The organism is Streptomyces sp. NPDC002018, assembly GCF_042890865.1.
Lineage (GTDB): Bacteria > Actinomycetota > Actinomycetes > Streptomycetales > Streptomycetaceae > Streptomyces.
In genome coordinates, this window is the sequence record NZ_JBIASO010000003.1 from 81,071 (window position 1) to 103,754 (window position 22,684).

18 protein-coding genes and 1 tRNA gene are annotated in these 22,684 nt (G+C 72.0%); 14 read left to right on the forward strand and 5 right to left on the reverse strand.

What is annotated here, in order from left to right; genetic code table 11:
- The first annotated feature begins 35 nt into the window (after positions 1-35).
- From ACFYYH_RS05990 to ACFYYH_RS06015, 6 genes are all read left to right on the forward strand, one after another.
- Positions 36-560 (forward strand): hypothetical protein, encoded by a 525-nt coding sequence (locus ACFYYH_RS05990; protein ID WP_388546511.1) that lies wholly within the window; start codon positions 36-38, stop codon positions 558-560.
- A gap of 188 nt (positions 561-748) precedes the next feature.
- Positions 749-2,194, forward strand: coding sequence for a hypothetical protein (locus ACFYYH_RS05995; RefSeq protein ID WP_388546513.1), 1,446 nt, complete (start codon positions 749-751; stop codon positions 2,192-2,194).
- A gap of 39 nt (positions 2,195-2,233) precedes the next feature.
- Complete coding sequence (gene mycP / locus ACFYYH_RS06000) at positions 2,234-3,667, forward strand: type VII secretion-associated serine protease mycosin (protein WP_388546515.1); 1,434 nt, start codon at positions 2,234-2,236, stop codon at positions 3,665-3,667.
- A gap of 49 nt (positions 3,668-3,716) precedes the next feature.
- Positions 3,717-4,160: a hypothetical protein gene (locus ACFYYH_RS06005; protein ID WP_388546517.1), complete on the forward strand. Its 444-nt coding sequence runs from the start codon at positions 3,717-3,719 to the stop codon at positions 4,158-4,160.
- Positions 4,160-6,460, forward strand: a complete 2,301-nt coding sequence (locus tag ACFYYH_RS06010; protein ID WP_388546520.1) for a hypothetical protein — start codon at positions 4,160-4,162, stop codon at positions 6,458-6,460. Before ACFYYH_RS06005 ends, ACFYYH_RS06010 begins: the two co-directional genes overlap by 1 nt.
- A gap of 9 nt (positions 6,461-6,469) precedes the next feature.
- A complete protein-coding gene (locus ACFYYH_RS06015; RefSeq protein WP_388546523.1) occupies positions 6,470-7,126 on the forward strand; it encodes a hypothetical protein in 657 nt (218 codons plus the stop codon).
- A gap of 240 nt (positions 7,127-7,366) precedes the next feature.
- On the opposite strand, the gene ACFYYH_RS06020 is transcribed toward ACFYYH_RS06015, so the two are convergent.
- Positions 7,367-7,441, reverse strand: a tRNA-Cys gene (locus ACFYYH_RS06020).
- 172 nt (positions 7,442-7,613) lie between these two features.
- On the opposite strand from ACFYYH_RS06020, the gene ACFYYH_RS06025 reads away from it, so the two are divergent.
- The 4 genes from ACFYYH_RS06025 (at position 7,614) to ACFYYH_RS06040 (ending at position 13,292) form a co-directional block, all read left to right on the forward strand.
- Positions 7,614-9,095 carry an MFS transporter gene (locus tag ACFYYH_RS06025; RefSeq protein WP_388546526.1) on the forward strand — a complete coding sequence of 494 codons (1,482 nt, stop codon included), beginning with the start codon at positions 7,614-7,616 and terminating at the stop codon, positions 9,093-9,095.
- A 380-nt stretch (positions 9,096-9,475) separates the two neighbouring features.
- The gene (locus ACFYYH_RS06030) at positions 9,476-11,263 is read left to right on the forward strand and encodes a DEAD/DEAH box helicase (RefSeq protein ID WP_388546528.1); all 1,788 of its coding nucleotides are present in this window, start codon (positions 9,476-9,478) and stop codon (positions 11,261-11,263) included.
- Positions 11,264-11,804: 541 nt separating this feature from the next.
- Complete coding sequence (locus tag ACFYYH_RS06035; protein ID WP_066953917.1) at positions 11,805-12,446, forward strand: IclR family transcriptional regulator; 642 nt, start codon at positions 11,805-11,807, stop codon at positions 12,444-12,446.
- A gap of 57 nt (positions 12,447-12,503) precedes the next feature.
- Entirely contained in the window at positions 12,504-13,292 is a 789-nt protein-coding gene (locus ACFYYH_RS06040; protein WP_388546531.1) for a S16 family serine protease, read from the forward strand.
- 139 nt (positions 13,293-13,431) lie between these two features.
- Here ACFYYH_RS06040 and ACFYYH_RS06045 read toward each other — a convergent pair whose 3' ends face one another.
- Positions 13,432-13,977, reverse strand: coding sequence for an Lrp/AsnC family transcriptional regulator (locus ACFYYH_RS06045; protein ID WP_388547234.1), 546 nt, complete (start codon positions 13,975-13,977; stop codon positions 13,432-13,434).
- A gap of 170 nt (positions 13,978-14,147) precedes the next feature.
- Here ACFYYH_RS06045 and hppD point away from each other — a divergent pair, with 170 nt between their 5' ends.
- Positions 14,148-15,302 (forward strand): 4-hydroxyphenylpyruvate dioxygenase, encoded by a 1,155-nt coding sequence (gene hppD / locus ACFYYH_RS06050; protein ID WP_388546533.1) that lies wholly within the window; start codon positions 14,148-14,150, stop codon positions 15,300-15,302.
- Positions 15,303-15,485: 183 nt separating this feature from the next.
- Here hppD and ACFYYH_RS06055 read toward each other — a convergent pair whose 3' ends face one another.
- Positions 15,486-17,120, reverse strand: coding sequence for a tetratricopeptide repeat protein (locus ACFYYH_RS06055; protein WP_388546535.1), 1,635 nt, complete (start codon positions 17,118-17,120; stop codon positions 15,486-15,488).
- 107 nt (positions 17,121-17,227) lie between these two features.
- Here ACFYYH_RS06055 and ACFYYH_RS06060 point away from each other — a divergent pair, with 107 nt between their 5' ends.
- Positions 17,228-18,613 carry an FAD-binding oxidoreductase gene (locus tag ACFYYH_RS06060; protein WP_388546538.1) on the forward strand — a complete coding sequence of 462 codons (1,386 nt, stop codon included), beginning with the start codon at positions 17,228-17,230 and terminating at the stop codon, positions 18,611-18,613.
- Positions 18,614-18,738: 125 nt separating this feature from the next.
- On the opposite strand, the gene ACFYYH_RS06065 is transcribed toward ACFYYH_RS06060, so the two are convergent.
- Entirely contained in the window at positions 18,739-19,215 is a 477-nt protein-coding gene (locus ACFYYH_RS06065; RefSeq protein WP_388547236.1) for an SsgA family sporulation/cell division regulator, read from the reverse strand.
- A 454-nt stretch (positions 19,216-19,669) separates the two neighbouring features.
- Between ACFYYH_RS06065 and ACFYYH_RS06070 the strand changes: the two genes are divergently transcribed.
- Positions 19,670-21,268: an RDD family protein gene (locus tag ACFYYH_RS06070; protein ID WP_388546540.1), complete on the forward strand. Its 1,599-nt coding sequence runs from the start codon at positions 19,670-19,672 to the stop codon at positions 21,266-21,268.
- Positions 21,269-21,344: 76 nt separating this feature from the next.
- Positions 21,345-22,103, forward strand: a complete 759-nt coding sequence (locus tag ACFYYH_RS06075; protein ID WP_388546542.1) for an RDD family protein — start codon at positions 21,345-21,347, stop codon at positions 22,101-22,103.
- A gap of 9 nt (positions 22,104-22,112) precedes the next feature.
- Here the strand turns inward: ACFYYH_RS06075 and ACFYYH_RS06080 are convergent, their stop codons facing one another.
- Entirely contained in the window at positions 22,113-22,433 is a 321-nt protein-coding gene (locus ACFYYH_RS06080) for a hypothetical protein (RefSeq protein ID WP_388546544.1), read from the reverse strand.
- Positions 22,434-22,684 lie beyond the last annotated feature (251 nt).

Sequence of the window (22,684 nt, forward strand, 5' to 3'; positions counted from 1 at the left end):
GATCCCCGTAGGTGTGGTGAACGGGGGAGGCGTCGATGGCGGAGGACGACGGGACGGGACGGCCGGTGTATCCGGGCCTGCCCACGACGAGCGCGGCGAGCGGGAGCGGCGGCGGAAGCGGCTCCACGGATCTGAATGTCGACGCGGCGGAACTGATCAAGTTCAAGAACAGGGTTGACGGGCTGCTGACCAAGCTCGACAACTCGTCGGCCGCGCCGACGGAGATGGCGGGCGGAACGGTCGCCAGGGCGGACCTCGGCACGGGCTTCGGCGAAGCCGACGAGCTGTACGGGGTCTACCGCACCGTGCACACCGAACTCCAGAATCTCTCCAAGGGCCTGGCCGGTCAGATCGAGGCCCTGGGCATCGCCGTCGACGGCTCCCGCAGGGGCTACGAGAACATCGACGACGACATCAAGCGGCGTATGCAGCGCATCAGCCAGGACGCGCAGCGGAACTGGGAGCGCCGCGAGCAGGAACGGCGCGCGGAGCAGGAACGGGACGCCACGGACGGGCGTCCCGTGAGCGGTGACGGGGACTCGTCGGGCGGAGCTTCCTGACGTGATGCCGTCGGCCGTCACGGCGGCCGGGCGGGGAACGCCGGGCCGTCGGGGCGGACCGGCCCGACGGGGTGAGCAGTCCCGACGGGGTGCGTCGGCCCGTCGGGGTGCGTCGGGCACATGGGGAACGCGGGGAACGCTGGGCACGCGGGGAACGCGGGACAAACGGGGAAAGAGGGGCCGGAGTCATGCTGGAGAACAGTGGGGGCGGCGGGGGATCGTCGGCGACCACCAACTTCGAGGCACACACACATCAGGAATTGCGGGCCATGATCGCCGCCGCGAACCCTGACACACTCAAGAACCACGCCGATCTGCTGGCCGAGGCGGCGAAGACCATCGGCGAGATCGGCGACGACCTCAAGTCGTACATCACCTCGGTGGACTGGCGGGGCGAGGCGGGCAAGGCGTTCGAGACCTGGGGCGACCAGACCTGGAAGGCCACGCTGCTGCTCGCGGACTACAGCGATGTGGGCGCCGTCTGGATGGGCGACGCGGCCCAGACCCTCAGAGAGGTCAAGGCCAACCTCCCGAAGGTGGACGAGACGGCGCGGGGCAACCTGGAGGCGGCCCTGGAGTTCCGCAACGACCCGGACTCCCGGACGATCGCCTCGGAGGCGAGGGCCAAGCTCAACGAGGACCACGCGCAGGCCGTTCAGCAGATGAACAAGCTCGCGCAGTCGTACTCGCTGTCGTCGGTCGTGATAGGCGCGCAGGAACCGCCGACGTTCCCGCCGCCGCCGGGGGACTTCGTCCCCAAGGGGGACTACTACGGGTCCGACGACCTCTCCTGGTCCAGTGGTACGTCGGGCGGCGGGGGAGGAACCTCCGACGGTTCCGCCTCCTCGGCCCGTCATAGCGCGACGGAGAGCCGTGGCGGACCGGCGGCGCCGGTCGGGCAGACGGAGATCCGGACGTATCCGCCGACGACGGCGCGGGACGTTCCCGTGGCCATGGAGATCGACGGTGTGACCGCGCCGCCCTCGACACAGCTTCCGCCGACCGGGACGCCGAACACGGTTCCCCCGGCGGGCCGCCCCGACGGCACGACCCTTCCGCAGATCGGGCTGGTCCCGCCCGCGTTCGGCGGGGGCTCCTCCGCGCCGGTCTCCGGCGGGGGCCGTTCGTCCACCGGTGGCGGGCGTGCTCCGCTGCTGTCCGGACAGGGGCCCCTCGCCGGCTCGCCGGGCGCGCGCATGCCCCGTGACAGCGGCATCGTCGGCGGCCGGCCGGTACCGCCGAACTCGGGCCGCCCGAGCGGCGGGATCCCGCGCGGCACGGTCGTGGGCGCCGAAGGCGTCCATGGCCGCCCCCCGATGGGCGGGGCGGCCGGCGGTGGCGCGATGGGCGGCTCGGCGGGCGCTCACGGCGGTGTGGCCGGTGGCCGGCGTCTCGCGGGCGAGAGCGGCGGGATGGTGGCCGGGCGGACGCAGCAGCCCGGAGCGACCGGCGCCCGCCCGTTCACCCCCGGTGGTTCGGGTCTGGTCCGTGGTGCGGCGCAGCGGGGCGGTCGCCGTCCCGGGAACCCCGGGACCCCAGAGAACGAGGCCGGTCGGCGCCCGGACTATCTGACCGAGGACGAAGAGACCTGGCAGCAGGGCGGTCGCCGTGTCGTGCCGCCGGTCGTCGACTGAACCGCCCCCCGCCCGAATCCGGTGAGAAGGACCGTACACATGCGCGCCAGCGGCACCCGAGCCCCTCGGTGGAACGTGCTCATATCCGGCTCCCTGGGGCTGCTGCTGGCGGGCGTGGCGGCCACCCCCGCCCATGCCGAGACGGTCAGGTCGAGACAGTGGCACCTCGACACGATGCGGGCCGAGCAGATGTGGAAGACCAGCACCGGCGAGGGTGTCACGGTCGCGGTCATCGACTCGGGTGTGCAGCAGGTGCCCGACCTGGACGGCCGGCTGGTCGCGGGCAAGGACTTCTCGGTGCGGCCCGGCGACGAACTCGACGACTACGGCCTCCACGGCACGGGCATCGCGGCCATGATCGCGGCCACCGGTGAGAGCCATGGCGGAGACGGCGCGTTCGGACTGGCGCCCGGGGCGCGGATCCTCCCCGTCAGGGTGGACAACGCCGCCGGTGAGCGGGGCGACGAGATGGAGGCCGTCGCGATCCGGTACGCGGCGGATTCGGAAGCGAAGATCATCAACCTTTCGCGGGGTGCCCCGTACGACGGCGCCGCCACGCGCGAGGCCGTGAAGTACGCGCTGGAGAAAGGCAAACTCCTCTTCGCCGCGGTCGGCAACGACGGGGCTTACGCCGCCACGAAGTACCCCGCCGCGACGCCGGGCGTCGTCGGGGTCGGAGCGGTCGGCAAGGACATCAAGGCCACCTCGGAGTCCCAGCGCGGCCCCGAGGTGGACCTGGCCGCCCCCGGTGCCGACATCGTCACCGCCTGCGCGGGAAAGACCGGCCTCTGCAACACCAGCGGCACCAGCGACGCCTCCGCCCTCGCCTCCGCCTCCGCCGCGCTCATCTGGTCCAAGTACCCGGACTGGACGAACAACCAGGTGCTGCGCGTCATGCTCAACACCGCCGGCGGTCCGACCAGCGGGGCCGAGCGGAACGACTACATCGGTTACGGCTTCGTCCGCCCCCGGATCGCCCTCACGGACCCCGGCGACCCCGGCCCGGCCGACGAGTACCCGCTTCCCGATCTCGCGGCCGCCGCTTCCACGGCGCCTTCGCCCGGAGCCTCCGGAGCTTCCGAAGCCTCCGGGGACACGGGCGACGGGGGCGACGAGACCCAGCAGCCCGCCCCCGCTCCGGCCGCCGCCTCCGACGACGGCGCCGACACCGGCACCGCTCTCTGGGTCGGCCTGGGTATCGGCGCGGCCCTGCTCATCGGTGCGGCCGTCGCCGTCCCCCTCCTCCGCTCCCGCCGCCGGGCCGCCGCCCTCGCGCCGCCGGCACCCGGGTCCGCCCCGCACCAGCAGCCCGCGTATCAGCGGCCTCCGTACCCGCAGCAGTCCCAGCAGCCCCAGCCGTACGCCCAGCCGCAGCAGTTCGGGTCGCCGCCGCAGTATCCGCGAGCCCAGCCACACCCTCGCCCCCAGCCGTATCCGCCCACCGGTCCGGCGGGGCCCGAGCGGTCGGGATGAGCCGACCACCAGCTCTCGACGCCGATCCATATTCACTCACGGGGAAGTCATGTCATTCGACGAGGAATGGTCCCAGCTGAAGAGCGACGCCGCCGACCGGTCGTCCTCCCAGACGCGGCTCAATCAACTGGACGGCGGCGGCGGTGGCCCCATACCGGAGGGTGACCTGAAGGTCACGCAGTCCGATCTGGCGGCGATCGGTGACGAGGCGTTCAAGTTGTACAGAAGACTCGACACGGACGGCGATCACGCCAAGCAGAGCAGCTACGAGGCGGCGACGGCGATGAAGGACGATTTCGCCCTCGGAAGCGCGCTCTCGACCGTGACCGACACATGGAACTCCCAGGTCGACACCTTGCTCGAGGCCTGCGCCCATATCTCCAATCACCTGGACTACTCCAAGAACGCCCACGCCGACGACGAGTACTACATCGCCACCCGATTCCGGTACGCCGAGCTGGACAGCGGCTTCGACGAGAGGACCCGGGGCTGATGGATCTCGACGCGCTCAGGTTCGGGAATTTCGCCAAGCTCGGCACCGCCGTCGACGACTGGTCGACGATGATCACCAAGCTGGAGGAGCTGAAGGAGGACGCGAGGTCCCAGCTCGAACAGCGCTCACGGAGCGCCAACTGGTCGGGTGTCAACGCCACGGTGACCCGTGAGTTCATCACCAAGACCACCGGCGAGTTCGGTGACGCGGTGACCGAAGCCACCAGTATCCGGAATATCCTGCGCGACACCCACGGTGAGCTGGTCGGCTTTCAGAGCCGGCTCAACGCGGCGATCGAGCGCGGTCTGCGGAAGAATCTCACGGTGACGGGCACGGGGGACGGCGGATTCACCGTCACGATGAACATCCACCCCGACCGCGCCGCCAGGGGCCATGAGGTCCCCGAGCACACGGAGTCGGATGTCATCGCCCTGAGGGACGAGGTCAAGGGGATACTCGACCGGGCCACCGAGAGCGACAGCACGGCGGCGCAGGTGCTGGTCGCCATCGTCGGGCAGGCCCCGTACGGCTTCGCCGACGCCTCGTACACGGACCGGGACAGCGCGGCGGCGGCGCTCAAGCGTGCCGACGAGATGGCACGGCTGGCCAAGAACCCCAAGGACCTCAGCCCCGAGGAGTTCGACGAGCTGAACCGCAATCTGGAGCGGTACGCGAACGACGACCTCTTCTCGGAGCGGTTCGCCACCCAGCTCGGCGCCAGGGGCACGCTGGACTTCTGGGCGAGTCTCAACGACCTCACCGAGAACCCGGAGCTGAGCCAGGCGCGGCTCAAGCAGTTCGGTGATCTCCAGGAGAACCTCGGCCTCACCCTGGCCCGTGCCACCCAGTCCGACAGCGGTGCCATGGCCCGCTGGGAGCAGGACATGGTGGGCCTCGGCGACGAGCGGATCCAGCGGCGCGCCTCGTTCAGCTACGGCTTCCAGGTGATGGGCAGTCTGATGCGCTGGGGCGACTTCGACGACAAGTTCCTCACCGACTACGGCAGCGAACTCATCAGGAACGAGAAGGAGCGGAGCGGCAACGGCCGCGCCGCCGACGTCGCCTGGAACACCCCCATGGGCGCGATGCTGAACAGGACCGGCACGGACGCGGGCCACGATCCGATGACCGGTTTCATGAAGGCGCTGTCCAACAGCCCGCAGGCCGCCACCGATTTCTTCAGCGGTACGTTCGTCACCGCGGACGAGGACCACGACTTCCGGCACGAGGACGGCGACCACAAGGGGGACAAGAGGTCGCTGACCAATTTCGACTATCTCTTCGAAGAGCGGGACTGGCTGCCCGAGCGCAACAGCGAGGGGGACGAGAGCGTGACGGGTCAGAACGCCCTCGGCCTCGCCCTGGAGGCCGCGACGACGGGACATCCCGCCGGTACGGCACCGACCATCGACACCATTCCGCACAGCAGGGAACAGGCGGATCTGTACGAGAGCATCGTCAGATCCGTCTCCGAGGAACCGGAGCGGCTCACGGAGCGCGGCTATCTGTCCGACAGCTTCGGCAAGATAACCGCCGAGTACATGCCGGACGTCAACAGGGCGCTCAATCCCGACGGTGCCAACGGCGGCAGGCTCTTCCCCGTCTCCGGCGCCGTGGCCGACCTCGGCCAGGCGGATGTGACCCGTTTCCTCCATACGGTGGGCCGCGACCCGGAGGGCTACGCGGCGGTCAACCTCGGCCAGCACAACTACACCACCGCTCTGATGGAGCACCATTTCCGCAACCCGGACGCGTATATCGCCGATCCCAATTTCACGGACCCGGAGAATCTGAAGTCCGCGATCGGCGGTATCTCCAGGACCGCCGGTGAGATCGAGGGAATCATCGGGGCGGGCCGGACGTACGAGATCGAGCTGAAGGGCGTGGAGGGCGACGCCGAGTACAACCAGGCGCTGGACAACGCCTCCGCCTGGGCCAGCGGTATCGCGGGCGTGGGCGTCGGACTGGCCACGGCGCCGTTCACGGGACCCGGCGGTGTGGTGGCCGGCGGGCTCGCCGAGACGGCGGTCGACGAGATCCTCGGCTTCATCACCGACGGGCAGAAGAAGGACAGCTCCGACGAGGTGATCTACCGCAACGGCGAGCGCTGGGACAGCATGCAGGACTCGACGTCCCTGCTGGTCCAGGAAGGCGCCAGGAGGGCCGGGGAAATGGCGGGCAACCCCTCCTCGCACATCGAGTCCTTCGCGGGTGGCGAGACCGAGATCGGCTTCGACAACGCCGCGACGAACGTACGGAACTACATCGACGGTCAAGGCGTTCCGTCGGAAGGCGGTTGAGGATCTGTCATGGCTGCATCCAAGAGGATCACCCTGGTCGCGGGGGCGTTTCTGCTGCTGCTCGTCGCGTTCGGCGCGGTCGCCTATGCCGTCGGGCTGCCGCCGTTCGAGAAGCGCGGGGAGATCAGCGCGGATCGTGTCTGCGGCTCGCTGGGGGACGGCGAGGCGGCCGCGGCGGCGCTTCCCGACGCCCTGCCGGAGAGGTCCGCGTACCGGTTCTCGGGGCAGGAGGGACGACGCAACGACGAGCTGAGCGATCAGTTCACCTCGAACTGCTTTGTCTCGGCCGACGGCAAGCCGGTCCTCGGCGTCACCGCGGAGCTCGTCACCTCGCCCTCGCCGGAGGCGTGGAGCGAGCGCGTGATCAAGGACGAGTCCGTCGCGGGGGAGACGGGCGGGCGGCCGAAGGACTTCACCGCGGGGGACGGCGCCCTGGCCTCGGGCCGGCTCGCGGCGGTGTATGTCCCCTGTGTCTCCGAGGGGGTCATTCCCGGTGGGCCGCGCCATCTGAGTGTGGTGGCGCGCGCCGTCGAGGCCCCGGACTCCTCCGAGGAGGCCGCTCGCCGGAGCCTCGCGGATCTCGCGCTGGTGATGGCCAGGCACGCGCACGAGCAGGCCAACTGTGACCTCCCGTCCCGGCTCCCGGACACCTCACCGGCCCTCTGATCCACCCGGCGCCGGATGCGACGCGGACCTCACCGCGTCGCCCCGCCCCGCCGTCGCCCCGGCCCGCCGTCCACCCGCGCCGGTGCCGACCGATACGGAGCCGACCGGTCGGCCGCCGACCGGTCCGCCGGCGCGGCGAGGGCCTCGCGTGCCGACGCGGTGGCACGGCGGGCGGCCGGCCCTGGAACACCTCAGCGGCCGACCCCGGTGGCATTCCGGGACCGGCCGCTGCGCCCTGCGTGGAGGCCGTGGCGGGAATCGAACCCGCGTAACTCGCTTTGCAGGCGAGTCCCTGAACCACTCGGGCACACGGCCATGTGCGTCATGGTGTTCCTCGACCGTAGAGCCGTCGCGGCCGTGGCTCAAGACGGCCGGGGGCGGCGCAACGCGACTGCCACACTCCGTTCACGGTCGTACGACCAAGGGACCAGCGCGGATCGGGCCCGCGACAGGGATCAACCCATGGTTCGCCCCTTACGCTGTGCCTATGACCCCCCTGGAACCTGGCGACGCCGGTGTCGCTCCCGTCGACCGGGCCCTGCCGCTCCCGCCGTCCGCCGAGGCCCCCGACCAGGGGGGTGTCCTGGGCCCCGCGCACCGGGCGCTCAGCATCGGCATCGTCTCCGTCGTCCTGCTGATCGCCTTCGAGGCGACCGCCGTCGGTACGGCGATGCCGGTGGCCGCGCGTGAGCTGCACGGCATCCCGCTGTACGCCTTCGCCTTCTCCGCGTACTTCACCACCAGCCTCTTCGCGATGGTGCTCTCCGGCCAGTGGGCCGACCGCAGCGGGCCGCTGGCGCCGCTCGCCACCGGGATCAGCGCGTTCGGCGCCGGGCTGCTGCTCTCCGGCACGGCGGGCACGATGTGGCTGTTCGTCCTCGGCCGCGCCGTGCAGGGGCTCGGCGGCGGGCTGGTCATCGTCGCGCTGTACGTCGTCGTCAGCCGCGCCTACCCGGAGCGGCTGCGGCCCGCGATCATGGCCGCGTTCGCCGCGAGCTGGGTGATCCCCTCCGTCGTCGGGCCGCTCGCCTCCGGGACCGTCACCGAGCATCTCGGCTGGCGCTGGGTGTTCATCGGGATACCCGTCCTCATCGTGCTGCCGCTGGCGCTCGCCCTGCCCGCGATACGCCGGACGGCGTCCGGGCCCGCCGACCCCTCGGCGCCCGCCGTCGCCCTCGACCGGCGCCGGATCCGGCTCGCGCTCGGGATCTCGCTGGGCGCAGGGCTGCTCCAGTACGCGGGCCAGGATCTGCGCCCGCTCTCGCTGCTCCCGGCCGCGGCGGGCGCGGCGCTGCTCGTCCCCGCCGTCCTCGGGCTGCTGCCCGGCGGCACCTGGCGGGCGGCCCGCGGACTGCCGTCCGTGGTGCTGCTGCGCGGGGTGGCCGCGGGCTCCTTCATCGCCGCCGAGAGCTTCGTACCGCTGATGCTCGTCACCCAGCGCGGGCTGTCGCCGACGATGGCCGGGCTCTCGCTCGCGCTCGGCGGCGCGACCTGGGCGCTCGGCTCGTACCTACAGTCCCGGCCGCGGATGGAGCCGTACCGCGAGCGGCTGATGGCGGGGGGCATGGTGCTGACCGCCGCGGCCATCGCGACCGCGCCGAGCGTGCTGATCGACTCCGTTCCGGTCTGGATCGTGGGTATCGCCTGGGGTGTGGGCTGTCTCGGCATGGGCGCGGTGATCTCCTCGACCAGCGTGCTGCTGCTCAAGCTCTCCGCTGCCGAGGAGGCGGGCGCGAACTCCGCCGCGCTCCAGATCTCGGACGGGCTTTCGAACGTCCTGCTGCTGGCGGGGGGCGGCGCGGCCTTCGCGGCCCTGGGCGGTGGCGAGGTGGGCGGGCACGCCGCCTCGGCCGTGACCGGCGCCGGCGCGGCGGGGTCCCACCCGGCGGCCTTCGCGGCGGTGTTCCTGCCCATGGCCGCGGTGGCGCTGGCGGGAGTGTGGGTCGCCACCCGGGTACGGACCCGCTAGCCCGCCGGACCCGCTAGCCCGTCGGACCCGCTAGCCCGTCGGACCCGCTAGCCCGTCGGACCCGCCAGCCCGTCGGACCCGCCAGGCCGTCGGCTGCATACAGGCGGATCAATTCGGGGTGGTTCAGGCGGATTCCGGGTGGATTCAGTACCCCTTGGGATCGTGTCGACGCCCTGGATGTGGCGCCCGTCGCACCCGCCCGTCCAGGGCCTCGTTCGTACGAGGATCCACGCGCCCCACCGGTAGGGTGGCCCGGTTGTCGTACCCAAGCAGCCGATCCGAGCAGCCGACCCCCGGCGTGCCGGCCCCGCGTGCCGGACCCCGGCGCGTGCGCGACCGCGTACGTACCCCCGTCACCCCGAGCGCCCGAACCGGAGACCGTGACTACTACCGCCTCCTCCCACCACCTCTCACCCGCCTTTCCCGGCCGCGCCCCCTGGGGCACCGCCAACAAGCTGCGTGCCTGGCAGGAGGGTGCCCTCGGCAGATACCTCCAGGAGCAGCCACGTGACTTCCTCGCCGTCGCCACCCCCGGCGCCGGCAAGACGACCTTCGCGCTGACGCTCGCCTCCTGGCTGCTGCACCACCATGTCGTCCAGCAGGTCACCGTCGTCGCGCCGACCGAGCACCTCAAGAAGCAGTGGTCGGAGGCGGCGGCGCGGATCGGGATCAAGCTCGATCCCGACTACAGCGCGGGGCCGCTGAGCAAGGAGTACGACGGGGTCGCCGTCACCTACGCGGGTGTCGGGGTACGGCCGATGCTGCACCGCAACCGCTGCGAGCAGCGCAAGACCCTCGTCATCCTGGACGAGATCCACCACGCGGGCGACTCCAAGTCCTGGGGCGAGGCCTGTCTGGAGGCGTTCGAGCCCGCGACCCGGCGGCTCGCGCTGACGGGTACGCCGTTCAGGTCCGACACCAACCCCATCCCCTTCGTGGCGTACGAGGAGGGCAACGACGGCATCCGCCGCTCGGCCGCCGACTACACCTACGGGTACGGCAACGCCCTCGGCGACGGCGTCGTCCGTCCCGTGATCTTCCTCAGCTACAGCGGCAACATGCGCTGGCGCACCAAGGCCGGTGACGAGATCGCGGCCAAGCTCGGCGAGCCCATGACCAAGGACGCCGTCTCGCAGGCCTGGCGCACCGCGCTCGACCCGCGCGGCGACTGGATGCCGAATGTGCTGCGCGCCGCCGACCAGCGCCTCACCGAGGTGCGCAAGGGCATCCCGGACGCGGGCGGCCTGGTCATCGCGACCGACCAGGACTCCGCGCGCGCCTACGCGAAGCTGCTCCGCGAGATCACCGGTACGAAGGCCACGGTCGTCCTCTCCGACGACACCGGCGCGTCGAAGCGGATCGACGAGTTCAGCGAGAACGACGACCGCTGGATGGTCGCGGTCCGCATGGTCTCGGAGGGCGTCGACGTACCGCGCCTCGCGGTGGGGGTGTACGCGACGACCATCTCCACCCCTCTGTTCTTCGCGCAGGCCGTCGGCCGTTTCGTACGGTCCAGACGCCGTGGCGAGACCGCGTCCGTCTTTCTGCCCACCATCCCCAATCTCCTCGGCTTCGCGAGCGAGATGGAGGTGGAACGCGACCATGTGCTCGACAAGCCGAAGAAGGCCGGCGAGGAGGACCCCTACGCCGAGTCCGAGAAGGAGATGGCGGAGGCCGAGAAGCAGCAGGACGAGGACACCGGCGAGCAGGACATGCTGCCCTTCGAGGCGCTGGAGTCCGACGCCGTCTTCGACCGGGTGCTGTACGACGGCGCCGAGTTCGGGATGCAGGCGCACCCGGGGAGCGAGGAGGAGCAGGACTATCTCGGTATCCCCGGACTGCTGGAGCCCGACCAGGTGCAGATGCTGCTCCAGAAGCGGCAGGCGCGGCAGATCGCGCACAGCCGGAAGAAGCCGGACGCCGAGGCGGACCTGCTGGAACTGCCGGCCGAGCGGCGGCCGGTGGTCTCCCACAAGGAACTGCTGGAGCTGCGCAAGAAGCTCAACACGATGGTCGGCGCGTATGTCCATCAGAGCGGGAAGCCGCACGGGGTGATCCACACGGAACTGCGCCGGGTGTGCGGCGGGCCGCCGACCGCCGAGGCGACGGCGGGGCAGATCCGGGAGCGGATCGCGAAGGTGCAGGAGTGGGCCACCCGGATGCGGTGAGCCGGACCGGACCGGACCGCCCGGGGCAGGCGCGCGCGCCGGACCGGCCGGGCGGCCCGGAGGCGGCCGGGCGCCAGGGCCGTGGGCCCCGGGGGCCGGCCTGTGCCCGTACCGGGCCGGACGGGTGCGGCGTACGGAGCGGGTCGTACGGTCGCGGCGGGGCCGTCGCGATGCGCGGCGCCCCGGGCCGCCCGTGCGTGGCGCCCCGGTCCGTCGCCGTGCGCGGCGCTCCGGGCCGCCCGGGTGCGGCGTCCCGGTCACGCGGCATTACGGGAGCGATCACCGCAAGTCACCACTCTGCCGACTTCACACGCGAACGGGGATCAACTCCCTTTCCCTGCCCGGATTCTGGACGAGCCCTTCCGCTCAGCGGTGCCGATCGCTACTGTCCCGGCAATATGAACGCCCCGTGGCAGCTCAGCCACTGAGCGCAGCCGGTGCGTCAATGCCTGCCGGGCGGCCTCCCCGTGCGTTGCCGATGGGCCGGCGCCGCCACCTCCCTGAGGCCGCCGCCGTTACTCACTCCGAAGGAGAGGGCGTCGTGACCGCGGAAACCTCCCAGACGCTCGACCGGGGACTGCGCGTCCTCAAGCTGCTCGCCGACACCGACCACGGCCTGACCGTCACCGAACTGTCCAACAAACTCGGTGTCAACAGGACGGTCGTGTACCGGCTCCTCGCCACCCTCGAACAGCACGCCCTGGTCCGCCGTGACCTGGGCGGCCGCGCCAGGGTGGGCCTCGGTGTGCTGCGCCTGGGCCGCCAGGTGCATCCGCTGGTACGGGAGGCCGCCCTGCCCGCGCTGCGCTCGCTCGCCGAGGACATAGGCGCCACCGCGCATCTCACCCTCGTCGACGGGGCCGAGGCCCTGGCCGTCGCGGTCGTCGAACCGACCTGGACCGACTACCACGTCGCCTACCGGGCCGGATTCCGTCATCCGCTGGACCGGGGCGCCGCGGGCAAGGCGATACTCGCCGCCCGCCGGACCGTGCTCACCGAACCGCGCTGCACCCTCACCCACGGCGAACTGGAGGCGGGCGCCAGCGGCGCCGCCGCCGCGCTGGTCGGCGTGACGGGGATAGAGGGGAGTGTCGGGGTCGTGATGCTCGCCGACTCCGTACCGGAACGGGTGGGCCCGCGCGTGGTCGACGCGGCCAAGGAAGTGGCGGACGCCCTGCGCTGAGCCGTCCGCGTACGCCCGGGGCCCCAGGGGGCGCCGATACGCGGATACATTGACACCGTGCTCTCTCGTCTCTCGCGTCCCGGCCTCCTCGCCCTCTGCGCGCTCCCGGTCCTCGTGCTGTTCGCCGTCGTCGGCATCGCGCCGCTGCCGTACGCCGTGGCGCAGCCCGGGATGACCGTGGACGTCCTCGGCACCGACCAGGGCCGGCAGGTCATCACCATCGGCGGGACGCCCACCCGCACGACCGAGGGCCAGCTCAGGATGACCACGATCGAGGCGACCGGCCCCTCCGCCGATGTGGACCTCGGCGATGTGGTCGACGGCTGGTTCCGCGCGGACCGGGCGGTGCTGCCGCGCGAGGCGGTCTATCCGTCGGGGGAGTCCGACAAGGAGATCGAGAAGCACAATGTCCAGGACATGGTCGAGTCGCAGAACTCCGCGACCACGGCGGCGCTCGGCTATCTGCGCGAGGACCCGGCCGCGGTCGACGTCAGCCTCCATCTCGCGGATGTGGGCGGCCCCAGCGCCGGGCTGCTCTTCGCCCTCGGCATCGTCGACAAGCTGAACGGCGACGGCACCGGCGGCGATCTCACCGGGGGCCGCACCATCGCGGGGACGGGCACGATCACCGACGAGGGCGAGGTCGGTCCGGTCGGCGGGGTGTCCCTCAAGACCCAGGCGGCCGGCCGCGACGGCGCGACCGTCTTCCTCGTCCCGAAGGCCGAGTGCCGCGACGCGCGCGCCGAGCTTCCCCGGGGCATGCGGCTGATCCCGGTCACCACGCTCAAGGGCGCGGTGTCGGCGCTGCGCGCGCTGGAACAGGGCGGCGACGTACCGGGCTGCTGAGACCACCCGCCACCCGCCGCCCGTGGAGCGGCCCCGCCACTCGTCACGCGCCACCCGTGGAGCGGCCGGCGCCACCCCCCCCAGCCGTCACGCCTCACCCGTCACGCGCAGGTCACCCGTCACCCGCAGGGCGGCCCCGTCACCGGGATCCGTGCGGCCGGCCGGTGGGGGCGGAGTCCGCCGCGGCCTGCTCCACCAGGGGGATGATCCGCAGCGGTACGGGGTTCTCCATGACGATCGCCGTCGCGGCCCGCACGATGCCGTCGAAGCCCACCACCCGGTCGATCACCCGCTGGAGGTCCGCGTTGGAACGGGCGACGAGCCGGCAGAGCATGTCGCCCTGGCCGGTGGTGGTGTGCAGTTCGAGCACCTCGGGGACGGTCGTGAGATGGGCGCGTACGTCCGCGCCCTGCCCCTGCTTGATCTCCAGGGTGGCGAAGGCCGTGACCGGATAGCCCAGGGCGGCCGGATCGACGGCCGGGCCGAACCCCCTGATGACCCCGTTCGACTGAAGCCGGTCGAGACGCGCCTGTACGGTCCCGCGCGCCACGCCCAGCCGGCGTGAGGCCTCCAGCACCCCGATCCTCGGCTCCTGTGCCAGCAGCACGATCAGCCTGCCGTCGAGTCCGTCGATACCGGCCGCCGTGCCCGTACCGGTGCCCCCGCCCCCCGTGTCCGCTCCCATGGCCATGCCCGCCCCCTCGCCCGCCCTCGTGGCGCTCGCCCTCGCACGGCGCTGTGCCGCCGTGGTCATACTGTGCAGATGGCCCCCTCATTCTCGCCCTCGGCTGTGCATACTGCCCAGTGAATCCGCGAACTGTTGCGCACCTTGTGGAACGGCGGGACGCTGAGGCCATGGCTGACACCTCGATGAACACCGCCGCCGCCCCCGCCACCGCGCGCGAGGCGGACCCCTTCCCGGTCAAGGGCATGGACGCCGTCGTCTTCGCCGTCGGCAACGCCAAGCAGGCCGCGCACTACTACTCCACGGCCTTCGGCATGAAGCTCGTCGCCTACTCCGGACCGGAGAACGGCAGCCGGGAGACCGCGAGCTACGTCCTCACCAACGGGGCTGCCCGCTTCGTGTTCACCTCCGTCATCAAGCCGTCCACCGAGTGGGGCCGGTTCCTCGCCGCGCATGTCGCCGAGCACGGCGACGGTGTGGTCGACCTCGCCATCGAGGTGCCGGACGCGCGCGCCGCGTACGCCTACGCCACCGAGCACGGCGCGCGCGGGATCCAGGAGCCGTACGAGATCAAGGACGAGTACGGCACGGTCGTCCTCGCCGCCATCGCCACCTACGGCGAGACCCGCCACACCCTGGTGGACCGTTCCGGTTACGACGGCCCGTACCTGCCGGGCTTCGACGCCGCGGAGCCCCTCGTGGCGCCCCCCGCCAAGCGCACCTTCCAGGCCGTCGACCACTGCGTGGGCAATGTGGAACTCGGCCGGATGAACGAATGGGTCGGGTTCTACAACACGGTCATGGGCTTCACGAACATGAAGGAGTTCGTGGGCGACGACATCGCCACCGAGTACTCCGCGCTCATGTCGAAGGTCGTCGCGGACGGCACCCTCAAGGTGAAGTTCCCGATCAACGAGCCCGCGATCGCCAAGAAGAAGTCGCAGATCGACGAGTATCTGGAGTTCTACGGCGGCGCCGGTGTCCAGCACATCGCGCTCGCCACGAACGACATCGTCGCCTCCGTACGGGCCATGCGGGCCGCGGGCGTGCGGTTCCTCGACACGCCCGACTCGTACTACGACACGCTCGGCGAGTGGGCGGGCGAGACCCGGGTGCCGGTCGAGACCCTGCGCGAGCTGAAGATCCTGGTCGACCGTGACGAGGACGGCTATCTGCTCCAGATCTTCACCAAGCCGGTCCAGGACCGGCCGACCGTCTTCTTCGAGATGATCGAGCGGCACGGCTCGATGGGCTTCGGCAAGGGCAACTTCAAGGCGCTCTTCGAGGCGATCGAGCGCGAGCAGGAGAAGCGCGGCAACCTCTGACCGCTCCGGCCAGGCGCCTCCCCGGCTTGGCGCCGCGTCGGCCAGGCGTTTCCCCCGGCCAGGCGCCGGGCCGGGCATACGCCGAGCCGGGCACACGCCGAGCCGGGCACACGTCGGGCCGGGCACACGTCGGGCGCGGTCCCGCGGAAGAGCGAACTCGTCCGTGGGCCGCGCCCGCCCGGCTCAGATCCCGCCGCCCCCGGCCGGTGACAGCGGGAGCGACGACGGCACCGACTCGGGCACCGGCTGAGGCACCGAGGACGGCACCGAGGACGGCACGGACTGGGGTACCGACCGCGGCACCGACGACGGCACGGACTGCGGCGCCGGGGGCGGGACCGACGGCGAGGCCATCGGCTGTCCGTAGGTGTCCGGTGTGCCCTGGCGGACGCCACCCGGCATGTCGTCCAGCAGGTCCAGCGCCTCCCGGGCCTTCGGCGCGAGCAGCGGCGAGAAGTACGGATTGATCCGCAGCGCCTCCTCGATATGGCCGCGCGCCGGACCGCGCATCCCCAGCGCGCGTTCGATCTCGCCCAGGTGGTAGGAGAACAGCGCGCTCCTCAGGCCCTGCCGGGTCGCCTTCCGCGCGTACCCCAGCGCCTCGTCGCTCCGGCCCGTCCGGTGCAGGGCCCAGCCCAGCGCGTCCGCCACGTACATGTTCCGGTGCGACCGTGTCCACTCCGCCCTCAGCCGCTCGACGGCCCCCTCCGGGTTGCCATGGTCGGCCTCGAAGCGGGCGAGGACGAGTTCCTCGTTCACCCCGTGGGCCTGCGCCTTCTCGATCCGCTTCCTGAGCCGCTCGTACTGCGTCTGGGCGTCCCCGTTCAGACCCGCCGAGTCGTACAGCTCGCCCAGCTCCAGCGCGTACTCCGGCAGCGGCAGCTTGGCCAGCACGGCGTCGTAGACCTGGAACGCCTCGTTCGTCCTGCCCAGCGCCGCCAGGGCTCGCGCCCGCCCGGCCAGGGACGCGGGATGGTCGTGCGCCGCCGCGAGCGCCGCGTCGTAGTGGCCCAGTGCCTCGGTCGGCCGGCCCTGGTCCCAGGAGAGCTGGCCCAGGGTGTGCAGCGCCGACGCCTTCTCCTCCGGCGTACGGGCCGTCTCGGCGGCCTCGGTCGCCTTCGCCGCCGCGTCCGCGCGCCGGCCGCGCTCACGGTAGACCGTCGCGGCACGCTCCAGCACCGGGGTCCCGGAGTGCAGTTCCTTCAGCCGGTCCAGCGCGTCGCCCGCCGCCTTGTACTCACCCAGTCCGCTGTACGCGTCGATCAGCACGGGATACGGCGTCCAGTCGTCGGGCCGCTGCTTGCGTACGGTCTCGGCCCACTTCCTGGCGGTGGCGTAGTCGTGCCGCGCGTTGGCGAGCCGGGCCAGGCCCACCAGGGCCGCCGGATTCCCGTAGTCGGCGGATTCGCCCGCCTTGCCGTCCTCACCGGGCCCCCCGAGCCGCCCCGCGCCGCCCCGCTCGTCCGACGCGACCTCCGTGGCGAGCGACCGCTGAAGAGCCTGGTCGGCCTTCGGGTAGTACGCGGAGTCCGCCCGCCGCGCCCCCCGTTCCACATAGGCCGCGCCGAGCACCGCCCAGGCCTCTCCGTCCTTCGGGTGCGTGCGCAGCCAGGCCTCCCGGTCGCGGATGAGCGCGGTCAGGTCCTGGAAGGAGGCGGGCGTCCCCGCGCCCGCGGCGGCCATCGCCCGCGCCTCGGGGCTCAGCGCCGCCGGCCGGTCGTGGTCCGGCACGAACAGCAGGACGCCCCCGACCAGCGCCGCGCCCACCCCCGCGGCCAGCGCCGCCCTTCTGACCTGTTTGACCTGCTCTGGTTTCATGCGGTTCATGGTGATTACTGTGCGTCCATATGAAGAGCACACCCGTGCTTCCCGTTGGGGATCGCAGACGGGTTCACACCGATGGCCCCGGATGCCAGGCTGGGATCATGGATGATCTGGATTCCCAGGACGACCTCCTCGTACGGCTGCGGTCCGGGCTCCCCGCCGAAGCCCTGATCACCGACCCGGACATCACGGCCTCCTACGCGCACGACATGGCGAGCTTCTGCGCGGCGGGCGCGCCCGCGGTGGTCGTGCTGCCGCGCTCGGTGGAGCAGGTCCAGCACGTCATGCGCACCGCGACCGCGCTGCGCGTTCCCGTCGTCCCGCAGGGTGCCCGTACGGGGCTGTCCGGGGCCGCCAACGCCTCGGACGGGTGCATCGTCCTCTCCCTGACGAAAATGGACCGGATCCTGGAGATCAACCCGGTCGACCGGATCGCCGTCGTCGAGCCGGGCGTCATCAACGCCACCCTCTCCCGCGCGGTCGGCGAGCGGGGCCTGTACTACCCGCCGGACCCGTCGAGCTGGGAGATGTGCACCATCGGCGGGAACATCGGCACGGCCTCGGGCGGGCTGTGCTGCGTCAAGTACGGGGTCACGGCGGAGTACGTCCTCGGCCTCGATGTCGTTCTCGCCGACGGCCGGCTGCTCACCACCGGCCGCCGTACCGCCAAGGGCGTCGCGGGCTACGATCTGACGCGGCTCTTCGTCGGCTCGGAGGGCAGCCTCGGCATCGTCGTCAAGGCCGTCCTCGCGCTCAGGCCCCAGCCGCCCCAGCAGCTCGTCCTGGCCGCGGAGTTCGCCTCCAGCGCCGCCGCGTGCGACGCCGTCTGCCGGATCATGGAGCGCGGGCACACCCCGTCCCTGCTCGAACTGATGGACCGTACGACCGTCCGGGCCGTCAACGCCACGGCGAACATGGGGCTTCCCGAGACCACGGAGGCGCTGCTGCTGGCGGCCTTCGACACCCCGGACCCGGCGGCCGACCTGGCGGCCGTCGGTGAGCTGTGCGTGGCGGCGGGCGCCACCGAGGTCGTCCCCGCCGAGGACGCGGCCGAGTCGGAGATGCTGCTCCAGGCCCGGCGGCTCGCGCTCCCCGCGCTGGAGACCGTCGCGTCGGCCACGATGATCGACGATGTGTGCGTACCGCGCACCCGGCTCGCCGAGATGCTCGACGGCACGGCGGTCATCGCGGAGAAGTACGCCCTGACGATCGGCGTCTGCGCCCACGCGGGCGACGGCAACACCCATCCCGTCGTCTGTTTCGACCAGGCCGACCCGGACGAGTCCCGGCGCGCCCGTGAGTCCTTCGACGAGATCATGGCGCTCGGTCTGGAGCTGGGCGGCACGATCACCGGCGAACACGGGGTCGGTGTCCTGAAGAAGGAGTGGCTCTCGCGCGAACTGGGCCCGGTGGGGCTGGAGTTGCAGCGCGGCATCAAGAGCACCTTCGACCCGCTCGGCCTGCTCAACCCCGGCAAACTCTTCTGAGCCCCCGGTCGCCGGTGAATCCCCGGCCGCCGGTCAGTCCCTGGTCGCCGGTCAGTCCCCGGCCGCCGGTCAGTCCCCGGCCGCCGGTCAGCCCCGGGCTGTCGGTCACCCTCCCGGCCCGCCGGTCAGGCCTCCCCGTCCGCGGATCCGTCCGACGGCCAGGGGTCCCGCAGCCACAGATCGTCCGCCGGGGTGGCGGCGAGCAGCTCGGCGAGAGCGTCGTCGATGCCGAGCTGCCCGCCCTCCGTACCCGGTGGCACGATCCGGAGCGTCCGCTCCACCCACGCGGACACCGCGGACGTCGGCGCCTCCAGCAGGGCGTCGCCGTCGGGCGAGGAGAGGGCGAAACAGAGAACGGCGCGCCCGTCGACCTTGGCGGGCCAGATCCGTACGTCCCCGTTCCCGCAGGGCCTGAACACCCCCTCCACCAGCAGCTCACGGGCGAAGGTCCACTCGACGGGGGTCTCGGTGCCGATGTGAAAGGTGATGTGCACGGCGTACGGGTCGTCCGTACGGTAGGTCAGCCGGGCCGGTACGGGGATGCCGCGCTCGGGCGACAGCACCAGACGCAGCTCCAGATCGCGTTCCACGACGGTGTGCATGGTGGCCACTTCCTCTCCTGACGGGGTGGCCCGGAGACGGGCCCGTACCAGGAGAGAGGCGCCACCCCGCCTGCTATGACGCGACTTCCGGCGACGAGTTCACGAGTTCGCGGCCTTTCGCACGCGAGCCGCGCCGCGCCGGTCCCCCCGGTCCGTCCGCCCTCGTCCGGCCCGATCGGTGCCCGGACGGGGGCGCTCATATAAGGACAGCACCGTTCGCGTCGGAACGGCACCGTTCATGTCGGGACCGTACCGTTCACATCAGGACCGGATCGTGAATGCAGGACCCGTCCGTTGGTACTGGCGCCCGGATCTTCGTACACCATGGCGAACACTTCTTGGCCCACATCCTTTCGAATGCGGTCTTTCTGCTGTTCTCCTTCTTCAGGCATCTGAGTTCTTCGTTAATGTCTTCCTTGGCTGAACATGGTGTGAGTGAACGGAGTTGGGGTCAGTGGCTACTCCTCCTGGTGACGGCGGGAACGTACCCCGGGAAGGGTTCTACCCAGACCCGTCCATCCCCGGATATGTCCGCTACTGGAACGGCGCCGCCTGGGTGCCCGGCACGAGCCGGCCCGCGCCCCAGGGCGGTGAGGGGGCGCCGGGCGCCCAGCCCGCCCTCGCCCCGCCGGCCGTCGAGGAGACGGGCCCGGTCTTCCTGGACGAGGAGCCGCCCGAGGGCCCCCGGCAGGAACCGGCGTCCGTCTGGCAGGCCGACGCCTCACGGCAGACCGGCTTCGGCGGGGAGCGCGACGACCGTGTCTCCTGGGGAGCGGGCGGTCCGGATCCGCGGGTCCCCGGTCCCGCGCGGGAGCTGCCGCCCGGCTCCCGGCCGGCGCTGCCGGCCGGTACGTCCCCGGCCGCCCACCACGAGATCCCGCAGCCCACCCCCGGCGATCCGACGGGCGGCGCGCTGCCCGGCGTCCGCGCGCTCGGGCCCGGTACGGACGACGGCGGCCCGCCGTCCTCCGACGGGGCGGTCGCGATCCGCGCGATGCGGCGCGGTGTCGGGCCGGGCACGGGACCCGGGAGGGAGACGAACGCGCCGGAGGCCGGACAGGAGCCCGGCGCCGGGAGCGGCGCCGACAGCGGCCGGGCGTCCGGCCCCCGGGACACGGGACAGCCGGCCGTGGACAGCACCATGGCCATCCGCGCCCTGCGCGCCGCACGGCGCGCCAAGAACGACGACGACACCGCCGCCGCGTCGGGCCGTACGGGCCAGGGCGAGGGCACGATGGCGATCCGCGCGCTGAACCAGGGCGCGTCCAGTACGGGCGCGGCACTGCCCGCGCGCCGCCAGCCGCAGCCCCAGCACCCCTCCCCGTCCCACCCGCAACCCCAGCCCCACGGGCAGCCGCAGTCCCCGTCCCCGCAGATGTCCGGTCAGGGCGGCACGCCCCAGGCGCCCGCCGCCCCCGTCAGCCCCGGCGCCGGCGGCGGCGCCGCCTCCTGGGCCCAGCAGGTCCACCAGCTCGCCCAGCCCATGACACCCGGCGGCCCGGACCAGCCGGTCGCGCCCTGGAAGCCCCCGGTGGAGGACCCGTTCCTCCAGGCGGCACGGGCCCAGGCCGCGGCCAGGCCCGCCGGACTCGTCAAGCGGTTCGTGGCCCGGCTGATCGACTCCGTCGTCCTGGGCGCGCTCGTCGGCGCCGCCGCCCTGCCCCTCGTCTCCCGGGCCCGTACGCATATCGACGCCAAGGTCGCGGCGGCCGAGCGGACCGGCGAGACCGTCACGGTCTGGCTCATCGACGGGACGACGGCCGGTTATCTCGGGGCGGTCCTCGTCGCGCTGCTGATCCTCGGTGTGCTGTACGAGGCGGTGCCGACCGCCAGGTGGGGGCGCACGCTCGGCAAGAAACTCTGCGGTCTCGAAGTGCGCGACATAGAGTCCCACGAGGCCCCGGGCTTCGGCGCCGCGCTGCGCCGCTGGCTCGTCTACGGAGTCCTGGGGATGCTCGTGGTGGGCGTCCTCAATGTGCTCTGGTGCCTGGTCGACCGGCCCTGGCGGCAGTGCTGGCACGACAAGGCGGCCCGTACCTTTGTGGCCGGCTGAACACCGGCCGGCACCGACTGCTCCGAACGGCGGGTGATCCGTTGCGGGCCCCTGTCCCGCGCGGTGCACTGCCCCCATGAGCAATGATCAGCCGCCGCCCGGCCAGTCACCCGACGACGACCCCTTCCTGAAGAGACCGCAGGGACCCCCGTCGTCGGAGGGCCCTTCGTCGGAAGGCCCGCCGGGTCCGCCGCCCGGTGGCTCATCATCCGGCTCTCCGTACGGTCCGCCCTCCGGCTCCCCGTACGGCTCTCCCTACGGCGGCGACAGCGGTCCGCCTCCCGGGCCCCATGACCGGAACGCCTACGGCGGGGGGCCGTTCGGCGGTACGGATCCGCTCGCCGGGATGCCCCCGCTCGCGCCCTTCGGCAAACGGCTGGCGGCGCGGATCATCGACGCCCTGATCATCTTTATTCCGCTGGCCATTCTGTCCGGCCTCTTCGGGAACTGGCACGCGCAGGCGAACAGCAGCAATTGGGGCGACTTCACCAGTCAGGTGAACACGGGAACACAGTGGTTCTGGTCGGTCATCTCCGTCGTGGCCTATGTCGGCTACGACACCCTCATGACCAGGAGATCCGGGCAGACCCTCGGTAAACGCTGGATGAAACTCCGGGTCGCGATGCTCAACAACGGCGCCGTGCCGGACACCGGCAGCGCGCTCCTGCGCGCCATCGTGCTCTGGCTGCCCGCCCTGCTCTGCTGTCTGCTCGTCTGGTGGGCCGTCATCATTCTCAGCATCCTGGTCAGCAGGCCCTACCGGCAGGGCCTGCACGACAAGGCGGCCAGAACGGTCGTGGTGGTGGCGACGGAACAGCGACCGGGCCGTCCCTAGGGTTCTCCGTCAGGCGTTCCGGGCCCGCGAAGATCGACGGACGGGGACTAGCGGCGCATCGAGGGCTGGGCCGGTGTCTCCCCGCCCCCGTGTACGCGCGCGGCGGGCACCCGGGTCCGCGAGGATTCGGCCGGAGTCGCCGTCGTATGCCCCGGCGCGGCCCGGCGCGGCCACGGTGAGCGTCACCAGAAGACCCAGCGCGAGCGCGGCGATCCCTATCACCACGATTCCGGCGCCGGAGGTGACACCGGAGACCAGCAGCATGACGACCGTGGAGCAGACGACGGTGGCGGAACCATAGGCGAGCGGTGCGGCAGTCGGACGCGGCATGGCGGAATCCGTCCTCGGAGCATCGGGTTCGGGGGTGTCTCGCATATCGCACGCGGGTCGCACGGGTGGGGCGGCGGTGGGGAGGGCTCGCACCGCCCATCGACTCTACGACGGGGGATGCCCGGGAGGAACGGGTAGTAAGCGTGACCTGACGCACGGTGCCGTCGCACAGGGGGCGCATCGAATCACTTCCCTCAACAAGCGGCTGAAATTGTGCGCCTGTTGTCCGAATTTCTCCGTGTCCGGTGGGT

Excerpts from the sequence above, each read along its gene's own strand:
- ACFYYH_RS05990 (WP_388546511.1), top strand. The coding sequence starts at position 36 with ATGGCGGAGGACGACGGGACGGGACGGCCGGTGTATCCGGGCCTGCCC.
- ACFYYH_RS06080 (WP_388546544.1), bottom strand. The coding sequence starts at position 22,433 with ATGCCGCGTCCGACTGCCGCACCGCTCGCCTATGGTTCCGCCACCGTC.
- ACFYYH_RS06045 (WP_388547234.1), bottom strand. The coding sequence starts at position 13,977 with ATGGGAGCGGACACGGGGGGCGGGGGCACCGGTACGGGCACGGCGGCC.
- ACFYYH_RS06010 (WP_388546520.1), top strand. The coding sequence starts at position 4,160 with ATGGATCTCGACGCGCTCAGGTTCGGGAATTTCGCCAAGCTCGGCACC.
- ACFYYH_RS05995 (WP_388546513.1), top strand. The coding sequence starts at position 749 with ATGCTGGAGAACAGTGGGGGCGGCGGGGGATCGTCGGCGACCACCAAC.
- hppD (WP_388546533.1), top strand. The coding sequence starts at position 14,148 with ATGGCTGACACCTCGATGAACACCGCCGCCGCCCCCGCCACCGCGCGC.
- ACFYYH_RS06060 (WP_388546538.1), top strand. The coding sequence starts at position 17,228 with ATGGATGATCTGGATTCCCAGGACGACCTCCTCGTACGGCTGCGGTCC.
- ACFYYH_RS06075 (WP_388546542.1), top strand. The coding sequence starts at position 21,345 with ATGAGCAATGATCAGCCGCCGCCCGGCCAGTCACCCGACGACGACCCC.
- ACFYYH_RS06015 (WP_388546523.1), top strand. The coding sequence starts at position 6,470 with ATGGCTGCATCCAAGAGGATCACCCTGGTCGCGGGGGCGTTTCTGCTG.
- mycP (WP_388546515.1), top strand. The coding sequence starts at position 2,234 with ATGCGCGCCAGCGGCACCCGAGCCCCTCGGTGGAACGTGCTCATATCC.
- ACFYYH_RS06065 (WP_388547236.1), bottom strand. The coding sequence starts at position 19,215 with ATGCACACCGTCGTGGAACGCGATCTGGAGCTGCGTCTGGTGCTGTCG.
- ACFYYH_RS06025 (WP_388546526.1), top strand. The coding sequence starts at position 7,614 with ATGACCCCCCTGGAACCTGGCGACGCCGGTGTCGCTCCCGTCGACCGG.
- ACFYYH_RS06055 (WP_388546535.1), bottom strand. The coding sequence starts at position 17,120 with ATGAAACCAGAGCAGGTCAAACAGGTCAGAAGGGCGGCGCTGGCCGCG.
- ACFYYH_RS06005 (WP_388546517.1), top strand. The coding sequence starts at position 3,717 with ATGTCATTCGACGAGGAATGGTCCCAGCTGAAGAGCGACGCCGCCGAC.